This is a genomic window from Zymobacter sp. IVIA_12111.31 C1, assembly GCF_047495495.1.
In the GTDB taxonomy this organism is placed as follows: Bacteria; Pseudomonadota; Gammaproteobacteria; order Pseudomonadales; family Halomonadaceae; genus Zymobacter.
In genome coordinates this window covers 363,794-376,432 of the sequence record NZ_CP179930.1, presented here as the reverse complement: position 1 = coordinate 376,432, position 12,639 = coordinate 363,794, and the positions used below count along the sequence as shown (strand labels likewise).

At 55.7% G+C, this 12,639-nt stretch carries 13 protein-coding genes; 2 read left to right on the top strand and 11 right to left on the bottom strand.

From position 1 onward, the window contains the following. Positions 1-13: 13 nt before the first annotated feature. Positions 14-1,228 (top strand): beta-ketoacyl-ACP synthase I, encoded by a 1,215-nt coding sequence (fabB, locus tag ACMHYW_RS01760; protein ID WP_414500622.1) that lies wholly within the window; start codon positions 14-16, stop codon positions 1,226-1,228. A 445-nt stretch (positions 1,229-1,673) separates the two neighbouring features. Here fabB and ACMHYW_RS01755 read toward each other — a convergent pair whose 3' ends face one another. From ACMHYW_RS01755 to ACMHYW_RS01735, 5 genes are all read right to left on the bottom strand, one after another. After that, positions 1,674-2,384 (bottom strand): lysophospholipid acyltransferase family protein, encoded by a 711-nt coding sequence (locus tag ACMHYW_RS01755; protein WP_414500621.1) that lies wholly within the window; start codon positions 2,382-2,384, stop codon positions 1,674-1,676. A 194-nt stretch (positions 2,385-2,578) separates the two neighbouring features. Continuing rightward, complete coding sequence (locus ACMHYW_RS01750; RefSeq protein ID WP_414500620.1) at positions 2,579-3,466, bottom strand: sugar nucleotide-binding protein; 888 nt, start codon at positions 3,464-3,466, stop codon at positions 2,579-2,581. Between the two features lie 156 nt (positions 3,467-3,622). After that, complete coding sequence (locus ACMHYW_RS01745) at positions 3,623-4,129, bottom strand: hypothetical protein (RefSeq protein WP_414500619.1); 507 nt, start codon at positions 4,127-4,129, stop codon at positions 3,623-3,625. Positions 4,130-4,256: 127 nt separating this feature from the next. Beyond that, positions 4,257-4,736 carry a hypothetical protein gene (locus ACMHYW_RS01740; RefSeq protein ID WP_414500618.1) on the bottom strand — a complete coding sequence of 160 codons (480 nt, stop codon included), beginning with the start codon at positions 4,734-4,736 and terminating at the stop codon, positions 4,257-4,259. Between the two features lie 347 nt (positions 4,737-5,083). Then, positions 5,084-5,722: a single-stranded DNA-binding protein gene (locus ACMHYW_RS01735; RefSeq protein ID WP_414500617.1), complete on the bottom strand. Its 639-nt coding sequence runs from the start codon at positions 5,720-5,722 to the stop codon at positions 5,084-5,086. Positions 5,723-5,962: 240 nt separating this feature from the next. Between ACMHYW_RS01735 and uvrA the strand changes: the two genes are divergently transcribed. Then, positions 5,963-8,803: an excinuclease ABC subunit UvrA gene (gene uvrA, locus ACMHYW_RS01730; RefSeq protein WP_414500616.1), complete on the top strand. Its 2,841-nt coding sequence runs from the start codon at positions 5,963-5,965 to the stop codon at positions 8,801-8,803. A 686-nt stretch (positions 8,804-9,489) separates the two neighbouring features. Here the strand turns inward: uvrA and rplQ are convergent. The 6 genes from rplQ to rpmJ all read right to left on the bottom strand — a co-directional run bounded on the left by rplQ (position 9,490) and on the right by rpmJ (position 12,632). Then, complete coding sequence (gene rplQ, locus ACMHYW_RS01725; RefSeq protein ID WP_027704537.1) at positions 9,490-9,873, bottom strand: 50S ribosomal protein L17; 384 nt, start codon at positions 9,871-9,873, stop codon at positions 9,490-9,492. 41 nt (positions 9,874-9,914) lie between these two features. Then, complete coding sequence (locus tag ACMHYW_RS01720; RefSeq protein ID WP_027704536.1) at positions 9,915-10,913, bottom strand: DNA-directed RNA polymerase subunit alpha; 999 nt, start codon at positions 10,911-10,913, stop codon at positions 9,915-9,917. Between the two features lie 61 nt (positions 10,914-10,974). Beyond that, positions 10,975-11,595 (bottom strand): 30S ribosomal protein S4, encoded by a 621-nt coding sequence (gene rpsD, locus ACMHYW_RS01715; RefSeq protein WP_027704535.1) that lies wholly within the window; start codon positions 11,593-11,595, stop codon positions 10,975-10,977. 12 nt (positions 11,596-11,607) lie between these two features. Next, entirely contained in the window at positions 11,608-11,994 is a 387-nt protein-coding gene (gene rpsK, locus ACMHYW_RS01710; RefSeq protein WP_027704534.1) for a 30S ribosomal protein S11, read from the bottom strand. 37 nt (positions 11,995-12,031) lie between these two features. After that, positions 12,032-12,388, bottom strand: a complete 357-nt coding sequence (gene rpsM / locus ACMHYW_RS01705) for a 30S ribosomal protein S13 (protein ID WP_027704533.1) — start codon at positions 12,386-12,388, stop codon at positions 12,032-12,034. Positions 12,389-12,518: 130 nt separating this feature from the next. Beyond that, the gene (gene rpmJ / locus ACMHYW_RS01700) at positions 12,519-12,632 is read right to left on the bottom strand and encodes a 50S ribosomal protein L36 (RefSeq protein ID WP_077373351.1); all 114 of its coding nucleotides are present in this window, start codon (positions 12,630-12,632) and stop codon (positions 12,519-12,521) included. Positions 12,633-12,639 lie beyond the last annotated feature (7 nt).

Below are 12,639 nucleotides of genomic sequence, written 5' to 3'. Positions count from 1 at the left end.
ACGGGAGGCTTCCATGAAACGAGTGGTAGTCACCGGCCTGGGTATCGTGTCCTGCTTGGGCAATGACCAGCAGCAAGTACTGGACGCGCTAAAAGCAGGTCGTTCGGGCATCCGCTATCGCGAAGAGTATGCCGAGCGCGGCATGCGTAGCCAGATTGCCGGCGCAGTCGAGATTGATCTCGACTCCCTCATTGATCGTAAATTCAGACGCTTCATGGGCGATGCAGCGGCATATGCCTATGTATCCATGAAGCAGGCCATTGAAGATGCAGGCCTTGCACCGGAGCAGGTATCTAACCTGCGTACCGGTCTGATCGCCGGCTCTGGCGGCGCGTCCTCTGCCAATCAGGTAGAAGCCGCCGACATCCTGCGTGAAAAAGGTCTGCGTCGCGTAGGTCCTTACCGCGTCACCCGCACTATGGGCAGCACGGTTTCGGCTTGCTTGGCGACGCCGTTCGCCATCAAGGGCGTCAACTACTCCATCTCGTCTGCCTGTGCGACATCAGCACACTGCATCGGCAGCGCGGTAGAGCAGATCCAGCTCGGCAAGCAAGACATCGTCTTTGCCGGCGGTGGTGAAGAAGAGCACTGGACGCTGTCCTGCCTCTTCGACGCCATGGGTGCACTCTCCACACGCTACAACGACACGCCTGAAAAAGCGTCTCGTCCGTACGACAGCGCACGCGACGGTTTCATCATTGCAGGCGGCGGCGGTATCGTCGTACTCGAAGAGTACGAACACGCCAAGGCACGCGGTGCGAAGATCTACGCGGAAGTCGTTGGCTACGGCGCCAACTCCGACGGTTACGACATGGTCGCACCGTCCGGTGAAGGCGGTAAGCGCTGCATGGAAATGGCGTTGGCCACTTCCGAAGGCCCGATCGATTACATCAACACCCACGGTACGTCTACACCGGTAGGCGACCTCAGCGAACTGCGTGCGATGCGTGAGCTGTTCGGCAATAAAGTGCCGCCGCTCTCCTCCACCAAATCGCTGACCGGTCACTCTCTCGGCGCAACCGGGGTGCAGGAAGCGATCTACACGCTTCTGATGATGCAGAACGACTTCATCTGCGCGTCTGCCAACATCGACGAGCTTGACCCGGAAGCAGACGGTTTCGATATCGTGCGCGAACGCCGCGATAACGTCCGCCTGAACCGTGCCATGTCCAACAGCTTTGGCTTTGGCGGCACCAACGCGTCACTGCTGTTCCAACGCATCGACTAAGCAAGACAGTCGAGCGAAAAAGGCCGCCCTTCGGGGCGGCTTTTTTGTCTTTTCATTTTCCAGTGCAATCAGTCCGTCGCGTTACCACACCTGCCACACCTCACTGCGCAAGAATAAGCGTACCCATTGCTTTCATGGCATTGCCCTCTGAAATAGATCTGTCCACCGACGCTTACCCGCCCACTCGCCATGAATCCCCTTGTGGATAACCCAAAACCGCTTGCTGCTTGAGTGGCGATATCGCGTACACGGAAAGCACGAAACCCTTTTTCGCCACAATAGGCAGCGGTAATCAATTTATGCTGCGTGTCGGTATGCTTACTCATATAAAGGCATCATGCTCTGCCAGCCATCCCTGCCCATAGCAGCGAGCAAACATCCAAGCATAAAAAAAGCGACCCATTAGGGTCGCTTCGTGTTTCGAGTACAGAAGACAGAAGAAGGATCAACCGCCAATGCGTTCGCGCTCCGCGTTGATCCACGCCTCTGCTTCTTCTGTGACGCTAGCGGCATCGCGCCCTACCGTTTCGATCGGTGCCCCGATAACGACCGTAATACGCCCGGGACGCTTGATCCAGCTGTTATTAAGCCAGCAGTGCCCCGCATTGTGAGCGATAGGCACAACCGGACAGTTGGCACGGCACGCAATCAAAGCCCCGCTTTTGGCAAACGGCTTGCGCTCGCCGGGCGCCAGTCGGGTGCCCTCGGGGAAGATCAGCATCGAAAGCCCTTGCTTCAGCTTTTCCGGCCCTTCCTTGATCACCTGTTTTAGGGCCCGTGTTGGGCTGGATCGATCCAAGGCAATAGGACGAATCAAGCGCAGTGACCAACCAAATACAGGGATGTTCAGCAGCTCTTTCTTCAGCACGGTGCATACCGGCGGCTTAAGAATCTGCAGGAACAGCGTCTCCCACTCGCTCTGGTGATTGGACAGCAGTACGCAGGCGCCTTTTGGCAAGTGCTCACGCCCCGTCACGTCGATTCGAATACCGCACGCAATGGATAGCCAGCCCATCATCGCCTGGTTGTACAGGTTCAGGACTGGGAAACGTTTCTTGTACGGCAGACACAGCGCTATGGGCGATAGCACCACGGCCACGAACAGCACCAGCACGACATAGCCGATGTAAAAGATAATGCTTCGCAGGGCATTCATAGTGCCACTCTCTCCTCATTGCCCCGTGTGGGAACGATATTCAAGTCCATAGCATCAGATCACAAGCGCAAAGATAACGACGCGCTTAGAATGTCATGCGACATCAAAGCTTGCGCTCAACGCCGCACAACGAAAAACAGGTCTACAGAAATCCAGCGAACGCGCTCAAAGGCCGTGCGCACGAGGCATACGCCTCAATCAGCGTCGGCCCCTTCATTTACCGTCGGGATGCCGTGCATCGACAACCAACGGCGCACGTGATACTTCAATGGCTCGCGCCACGCGGTCTGATGGATACCAAAGGTCATTAGGATCTTCTGGCACCCCAGAATACGGCGCACGGTACTGCCCAAACCTTCGGCCACAATCGCCGTCTCCGGCAGCGCCAGTAAGGCGTCAGGCATCGCTGTGTCGCGCAGACAGGCCAGCACGACTGCGGCAAACTCGAACTGGCTGACCGGTTCTCGCCCTGACAGGTGGAACGTTCCCCACGCATCAGCCCCATTGTCGAGCTGGAGAATCATGCCCAGCACGGCACGCGCCAGTGCATCCACAGGTAGGGGGGCCAGAAACAGGCGGTCATCCGCGATCACAGTTTCACCTGCCAGCCAACTCGAAAGCTGCTCAGGCAGCACCATGCCGTCACCTTCGCTACCAAACAGCTCACTGGTACGAATGATTACGTGACGGTGCCAGTGCTGGCGTACCGCACTCTCGATCTCGGCCAGCTTCTGAAGGGCAGCAGCAAGCGGTTTGGGCTGCTCGATTTCACTCAGCAGATGCTCATGATCCTGTTCGAACAGCTGATGCCCGACGCACCACACCAGCATCATATCGAGACGCTGACAGGATGCCTGCAACGTTTCGACCAGCACGGCATGCTGCTCGATAACGGTCAGAGGCAAGCGTTCCGGATGAATGAGCGGCGGTATCACGACGACATCGGCACGATGCTCGTTCAGATAGTTCAAGGCATCCGAAAGCCCGTCGGCCAACCACATATCAACGTCATGGCGCGGCGCTATCTCCTGCTGCAGGGCTAGCGTCAATCCATGCCGATTGTCAGGGATGAGTAGTTTCAATGCGTTTCGCCTTGAACAGGGATGAGAATAACGGTGCGCTTCATATCACATGGGGCAAGAAGAACAGGTTTTTCACCTCTTCTATAAGGCCTCGCCATAAGACCGAAGGCGCCAGCACTATGGCATGCATGTTATCGCATGACCGCTCGACCTTCATCATTCCATGAAGATACGATTAGCTACGCTCATGGCACGCTTGCCGTTGGTATTGGCCGACTGGAAGTCTATTCCGGCAACCGACAACGATAGCGGTTGTTGTGCCATGATCTGTTCCTTCCAGTAAGTGGCGGACTGCTGTATAGGCCAAGCCATGATCGTCATTTGCCCCCCCATGCAGCGATACCCGAATGTCTGCACGCGCCCGTTCAGCGTACCGTCACCCAGTAGCGTCATATCTAGCCCTGTCTCAGTATCCACCGAGCACAGCGGCAGCGGATGCCGGCTCACATCAACCACCAGCGAAGGTTCGGCTGTGTTTAGGGTGAAATTGCTGTGCAGCGCCATGCTGATCGCTGTATCAGAAGCATCGGGTAGCACAGGATAGCGCGACGTAAGTTTCTGCCACTCCCCCGACGATGCGATAGGGTCTGCCACAGCGATGCCGGCACTGACTAACGTCAAGGCAATGATCCATCGTGCAATGCGCGACAACCATCGAATCATATTGCTCCCCCCTCTTTTCGCCTAGTAAGCCTAGGCCACTCACATTACCTCGGCATTCACGCACCCGCTCACCGCTTCATGAATGGAAAAACGCCGCTACGTTGGACAGCGCAGCGGCGCAAGGGTGCTACAGCAGCATGCGCTGCTCCGTCACTTTAAGTGCATCCAGACCATTACAGTTCGCGCCACGGAAAGAATGCACGCCGACCTGCATCTCAATGGGCTGCTGCGAGGCGATCGTGGCCACGATGATCGAGATATCCTCTGGATTCTGTCCCATCAGCTCAAGATCGCGCCCGCCCATACACCGATACGCAAAGTGCAACGGCTTGCCATTAATCTGCCCCACGCCCAGAGGGCGCACTTGATAGGCCATTTCATCGTCGCTCTGGCACAGCGGGAAGGAAGGAAAGGTCAGATACGGAATGATGTCGTTGCTTTCCATGTCATTACCCAGCTGCAAGTAAGCACCCGACGCACGTGTATCCTGCATGATAGCGGGCCCGGTGCGATCCCATTCCCAGCAGCGTCCATCGTCGGCCCGCGCCGACGATAGGCCTACAAGCAACAGTATCGTGCTCAAAAACGCCCACACTTTCCTTGTCATCCTTGTACCCCAGATCATCGTATTTCTTCTCGTTGAATCAATATGTCACGGCACACATACCGCTGACTCAGGGGCGACACGTTCGTTGGACTCAGCCATAAAATGCACACGCCGATAAGCTTCGCGGTTTCTTGAGGAATGTGCACCATCCTGCATATTGTCCACTATCGCTGCAGTTTGTTGAACACACCCTCTTAAATCATGCAGCGTGTAATACGACAACAAGTCGACGTGAGTACTACTTCACCTCGTGAATTCGTAACCACCATCGTACGTTCTGGCATAAAAAAACGAGGCCTCCCGAACGGAAGGCCTCGCATCGTATATAACGCAGGATTCAGCGATGATCAGAACGGAATTTCGTCGTCGAAATCATCGAAGCCGCCCGGCGTAGGTGCACCACTGTTCTGCTGCTGGGGCTGACCATAGGGGTTACCCTGCTGCTGCGGAGCACCACCAAACGACTGAGACTGCTGCTGCGCAGGCTGCTGAGCTTGCTGCGGCGCGGCACTACGCTGTTGCTGTTGCTGCTGCTGAGGCTGACCATAAGGATTGCCCTGCTGCTGGCCGCCATTATTCATGCCGCCTTGGGGTTGATAGCCGCCTTGCTGGCCCCCATTATTCGGATAGTCGTTGCCACCCGCATTGCCACGTGAATCCAGCATTTGCATATCGTTGGCAACGATCTCGGTAGAATAGCGATCCTGACCGTCTTGGCCTTGCCATTTACGTGTCTGCAGGCGACCTTCGATATAAAGACGGGAGCCTTTGTGAACGTACTGCTGTGCGATTTCCGCCAGCTTGTTGAACAGCACAACGGAATGCCATTCTGTGCGTTCCTGACGCTGTCCAGTCTGACGATCGGTCCAGCTATCGCTGGTAGCGATACGCAGGTTGCACACAGGGTTGCCTGAGGGCAGGAACCGTACGTCCGGATCCTGACCCACGTTGCCTATCAGGATGACCTTGTTTACACCACGGGCCATAAGTCCCTCTCCTAGAATGGTGAATGACGGCAGATGCGCCCTGCCACATGCAGAGTGCCTTGCCATCGCGTTCATGAGTCAGGGCCTCATCAATGAAGCTCTGCGAGAATGAATCAATTTTAACCCAGATACGCTACTGGATGAATGCCAAACCCAGCTTCCTTTTTCTGAAGCTGCTGCTTTGCGTCAGACATGTCTTCCTGCCTATAGTTAAACGCTTGATCACATTTCGAGGCTGCTATGGATCGTATATCGGTACGCGGTGCGCGCACGCACAATCTGAAGAACATCGATGTCGACCTGCCGCGCGACTCGCTGATCGTCGTGACCGGTCTTTCCGGCTCGGGCAAGTCTTCTCTCGCCTTCGACACCCTATATGCCGAAGGCCAACGTCGCTATGTCGAATCTCTTTCGACGTACGCGCGACAGTTCCTGTCTATGATGGAAAAGCCCGACGTCGATCACATCGAAGGGCTGTCCCCTGCTATCTCCATCGAGCAGAAATCGACCTCGCACAACCCGCGCTCGACGGTCGGCACCATCACGGAAATCTACGACTATCAGCGCCTGCTGTTTGCACGCGCAGGCACGCCGCGCTGCCCCGAACATGATATAGAGCTGGAAGCGCAGACCATCTCTCAGATGGTCGACCAAGTGCTGGCACTGCCCGAAGGCACCCGTGTCATGCTGATTGCCCCCATCATCAGGGGCCGAAAAGGTGAGCACCTGCAAACGCTGGCGGAAATCCGTTCGCAGGGCTTCGTACGCGTACAGGTCGACGGCCACGTCATGGAGCTTGACGATGTGCCGACACTCGACAAGAACCGCAAGCATGACATCAGTGTCGTCGTGGACCGCATCAAAGTGCGCGCAGACCTCATGCAGCGCTTGGCGGAATCGTTCGAAACGGCGCTGACGCTCTCCAATGGCTCCGCCATGCTTGAGTTCATGGACAATGATGACAAAGACCCCATCACGTTCTCATCGAAGTTCGCATGCCCCGTGTGCGGCTATGCCATCGCAGAACTCGAACCACGCATGTTCTCGTTCAACAATCCGGCAGGCGCATGCCCTAGCTGTGACGGCCTTGGCGTTCATCAGTACTTCGACCCTGCTCGTCTTATCCGCGATGACGAACTGTCGCTTTCCGAAGGCGTCATCAAGGGCTGGGACCGCCGCAGCATCTACTATTTTAGCCAGCTCGAAACGGTTGCCGAACACTACGGATTCGATCTGGATACCCCGTGGAAAGAACTGTCACTCGCCGTTCGCGACGTAATCCTCCACGGCAGCGGCCTGAAGGAGCTGTCCTTCAGCTACGTAAACGAACGAGGGCGACGCGTCGAGCGCGTCCATCCGTTCGAAGGCGTCATCCCCAACATGGAACGCCGCTATCGCGATACGGAATCGTCTTCGGTACGCGAAGATCTGGCACGCTATATTGCCATGCGCCCTTGCCCTGAATGCCACGGCAGCCGCCTGCGCAAAGAATCCCGCCACGTCTACGTCGACGGGCATACGCTGCCAGAACTCTCACGCCTGCCGATCGGCGATGCGCATGCGCTTTTCTCTAACATGACATTGCCTGGCCGCAAGGGAGAAATCGCCGCACGCATCCTGACGGAGATCTGCGCGCGTCTAGAGTTCCTCGTTAACGTCGGCCTCGACTACCTGACCCTAGAACGCAGTGCCGACACGCTGTCAGGTGGTGAAGCTCAGCGCATTCGCTTGGCCAGCCAGATTGGTGCCGGTCTGGTCGGTGTCATGTACATCCTTGATGAGCCTTCCATCGGGCTGCACCAGCGCGACAACGATCGACTGCTCGATACGCTCAAACATCTCCGAGACCTTGGCAATACGGTCATCGTCGTCGAACACGACGAAGACGCCATCCGTGCAGCCGACTACGTGCTGGATATTGGGCCAGGCGCGGGGGTACACGGCGGCCGCATCGTCGCTCAAGGCACACCGGACGAAATAGCGCATAACCCTGAATCGCTGACGGGCCAATACCTCAGCGGTGCTCGTCGCATCGAAGTGCCCGCCATCCGCCACGAGCCAGACCCCAAGCGCCAGCTGGCACTGCGTGGCGCCAGTGGCAACAATCTCAACAATGTGGACATGACCATCCCCCTAGGGCTGTTCGTATGCGTTACGGGTGTCTCCGGCTCAGGGAAATCAACACTGGTTAATTCAACCCTGATGCCGATCGCTGCGCGCGAACTGAACAAGGCCACCAGCCTGTCGCCAGCGCCCTATAAAAGCATTCAGGGTCTGGAGCTACTCGATAAGGTCATCGACATTGACCAAAGCCCGATCGGCCGTACTCCACGCTCTAATCCGGCAACCTATACCGGCATTTTTACATCGATTCGTGAACTATTTGCCGGAACGCAGGAAGCTCGCTCTCGCGGCTACAAGCCCGGACGTTTCAGTTTCAACGTCAAGGGCGGCCGCTGCGAAGCCTGCCAAGGCGACGGCATGATCAAGGTAGAGATGCACTTCCTGCCTGACATCTATGTGCCCTGCGATGTCTGCCACGGCAAGCGCTATAACCGAGAAACACTCGAGATTCTCTATAAAGAGCGCAACATCCATGAAGTGCTCGATATGACCGTAGAAGAAGCACTGGAGTTCTTCAGCCCAGTACCGGCTATCGCTCGACGCCTACAGACCCTTATGGACGTAGGGCTTTCCTATATCCGCCTCGGACAGAGCGCCACAACCTTATCGGGTGGCGAAGCCCAGCGCGTTAAACTGGCCCGCGAACTGGCCAAACGCGATACGGGTCGCACACTGTACATTCTTGATGAGCCGACAACAGGGCTTCATTTCGAAGATATCCGTCAGCTGCTGACGGTACTTCATCGTCTTCGCGATCAGGGCAACAGCATCGTCGTCATTGAGCACAACCTCGACGTCATCAAGACAGCCGACTGGCTGATCGACCTCGGCCCCGAAGGTGGCTCAAAAGGTGGACGCATCATTGCAGAAGGCACGCCAGAGACCGTCAGCAATGCACCGCAGTCTCATACTGGGCATTTCCTGAAACCACTGCTAGAACGCGCTCAGCAAGCGTAAATCGGGAAGGACGGGGCTTATTCCCGCCTCCCCCTGCTTTCTCATCACCCAAGGCGCCATTACAAGCGCCTGAGACTAGCCTCCTAATGTGCTTCGACACATTGGGAGGCTTTTTTATAGTTCTCTGAAATAGTCCTTCGCATGTAAAGCAAAGCGAGCCTCTTTGATACGCAATATGTCTTGCGCCGTGGTCTTTGCCACGCCGACGGCACGGACAGCTGTCGCAGACCTACGCTAAGAGCCGCACAAATATCTATGTAGTCGCAATGAGCGCTCAGCATAAGAGCTAACGCCAGATTCACGCGTTCCCTCTCATTGCCAATGACGGCACCGTACTTCTCTGCTTGAGGGCAAGCCCTGCTTTGGCCTGAATTTATTCAGCTATCTGCGCCTCCCTACAGAGTAAGAGAAAGTGTGAAGCGTTTTGTGGTGAGCACGGTAAGGGCCAAGAGAGGCAATAGTCGCCCTCAACGCGAAGACAGGCGAAATGGAGGTGGTGAGGTGGTGAGGTGGTGAGGTGGTGAGGTGGTGAGGTGGTGAGGTGGTGAGGTGGTGAGGTGGTGAAAGTAAACAGAGCCTGACCGGTCAGTGCAACTGCTGAATAAAGAAAAACCGGCCCACCCTAAAGGGCAAGCCGGTTTCGTTCCACGATACCTACAGACTAGGCTGCAGTTACCGGATCGTGCTTATTCTTCGCCAGCTGCTTCTGCAACGGGACGATCAACAAGCTCAACGTATGCCATCGGAGCATTGTCACCACGACGGAAACCGCATTTCAGGATGCGAACGTAGCCACCCGGACGGTTTGCATAACGTTTACCCAGCTCGGAGAAGAGCTTGCCAACAGCAGCGTCAGAACGCGTACGGCTGAATGCCAGACGACGGTTTGCAACGCTGTCGTTTTTAGCCAGGGTGATCAGCGGCTCGATATGACGACGCAGTTCCTTGGCTTTCGGCAGGGTAGTCTTGATGATTTCGTGCTCGACCAGAGACACGCTCATATTTTTGAACATGGCGTGGCGGTGCGAAGCATTACGATTGAGCTGACGACCACTCTTACGATGACGCATGGTTGTAATTCCTTACCAATCTTGGACTCGAGTCAGCCGTTTCAGGCAGAGGCCTTGTCGTCTTTGAGGCTTGCAGGCGGCCAGCTATCCAGCCGAGTGCCAAGCGCAAGACCACGTGCTTCAAGGACGTCCTTGATTTCATTCAAGGATTTTTTACCCAGGTTCGGCGTTTTCAACAGCTCAACTTCAGTGCGCTGAATCAGATCGCCGATGTAATAGATATTTTCGGCCTTGAGGCAGTTTGCACTACGAACGGTCAACTCAAGATCATCTACGGGACGGAGCAGAATCGGATCGATCTGATCCTCTTCCTCTTCGACTTCCTGCTCTTTGTCGGCTTCCAGATCAACAAAGGCACCAAGCTGCTCCTGCAGGATCGTTGCGGAGCGGCGGATCGCCTCTTCGGGATCCAGAGTGCCATCTGTTTCCAGATCGATCACGAGCTTGTCGAGGTCGGTACGCTGCTCGACACGCGCAGACTCAACGGAATAGGCAACGCGACGCACCGGGCTGAAGGTAGCATCCAGCTGGAGACGACCGATCGGACGGGTTTCGTCATCCGCCTGTTTGCGAACATCTGCCGGCTCGTAGCCACGTCCGCGCATAACGCGGAGCTTCATATTGAGCGCACTGCCATCGTTCAAGTGAGCGATGACATGATCCGGGTTGACGATCTCGACGTCATGACCTACGGCGATATCACCGGCAGTCACGACACCAGGACCCTGCTTGTTCAGCGCCAGCTCAGCATCGTCGCGTCCATGCATCTTGATGGACACGTCCTTGAGATTCAGGAGGATCTCAATAACATCTTCCTGAATGCCTTCAATGGCGCTGTACTCATGCTCGACACCTTCAATTTCAGCCTCGACTACAGCACAGCCCGGCATAGAAGAAAGAAGGATACGACGCAGAGCGTTCCCCAGGGTATGGCCGAAGCCGCGCTCGAACGGCTCGAGCACGATCCGTGCGTGATTAGCGCTGACTTCTTCGACCTTGATATCGCGAGGACGGAGAAACTCTGTCACTGAACGCTGCATAAGAACACCTTTAGGCTGCCAAACGAATACTCGAAGTCCCTACAAACAAGAAGTTCAAGGATTATTTCGAGTATAGCTCGACGATCAGGTTTTCGTTGATGTCAGCGGACAGGTCGCTACGCTCAGGAGCGGCTTTGAACGTGCCTTCCATCTTCTTGGCATCAACATCGATCCAGGAAACATCACCGCGATTCGCAGCCAGAGACAGGGCATTCTGAATGCGTTCCTGTTTCTTAGCCGGTTCACGCACGGTAATCACGTCGCCTGCAACCACTTTGTAAGAAGCGATGTTGACGGTACGACCGTTGACAGCGATAGCCTTGTGGCTTACCAGCTGACGTGCTTCAGCGCGGGTAGAGCCGAAGCCCATGCGGTAGACAACGTTGTCCAGGCGGCTTTCCAGCAACTGAAGAAGAACTTCACCGGTAGCACCTTTATGGCTAGCGGCCTTCTTGTAGTAGTTGCGGAACTGTTTTTCCAGAACGCCGTACATACGACGGACTTTCTGTTTTTCACGCAGCTGAGTGCCATAGTCGGAAAGACGCTGACGACGCTGGCCGTGCTGGCCCGGGATCTGCTCGGCCTTGCACTTTTTCTCAAACGCTGTAGCACCGCTTTTCAGGAACAGATCCGTTCCTTCACGGCGGGACAGCTTACATTTTGGTCCGATATAACGTGCCATGAATCTGTCTCCTTACACGCGGCGTTTTTTCGGCGGACGGCAGCCATTGTGAGGAATGGGCGTCGCGTCAGTAATGCTCTGCACACGGAAGCCGGCGGCGTTAAGAGCACGCACAGCAGATTCACGGCCCGGGCCAGGACCCTTGACCAGAACGTCGACGTTTTTCACACCATACTCGGCTGCAGCATTTGCTGCACGTTCGCTTGCTACTTGAGCTGCGAACGGGGTGCTCTTACGAGAACCACGAAAACCCGAACCACCGGCGGTTGCCCAAGACAGAGCATTGCCCTGGCGGTCTGTGATCGTCACGATCGTGTTGTTAAAAGAGGCATGGATGTGCGCAACAGCGTCCACTACCTGCTTTTTAACCTTTTTACGGTTATTACGCGGGTTAGCCATGTTGGTTGTATCCTGATGTATAACGCACTAATGAGCGTTATTTGCGAATCGGTTTACGCGGCCCTTTACGGGTACGCGCGTTGGTCTTAGTACGCTGACCACGCAGCGGAAGACCACGACGATGGCGCAGACCACGGTAGCAACCCAGATCCATGAGACGCTTGATGTTCAGCGTAATCTCACGACGAAGGTCGCCTTCCACGGTGTACTTGCCTACTTCTGCACGCAGTCCATCGATCTGCTCAGCAGAGAGGTCACCGATTTTTGCAGTCGGTTCGATCTCTGCAGCAGCGCAGATTTCTTGAGCGCGCGTACGGCCGACACCATAGATATAGGTCAGCGAGATCGCCGCATGCTTGTTGTCCGGGATATTGACGCCTGCAATACGGGCCATCAGCTTACTCCGAAATTGAGCGGCTTGCTCGATTGGTTATCTACAAAAAGGCGCAATAGTATACCTCTTATCCCACTAAGGAGACAAGAGGCATACCGCACCAACGTTGCTTACAGTGCAAGACTGGGAATCAGCCTTGGCGCTGTTTGTGACGCGGTTCAGTACAAATAACACGTACTGCACCACGACGCCGTATGATCTTGCAGTTACGGCAGATCTTTTTAACGGAAGCTCGAACTTTCATCGTTCAC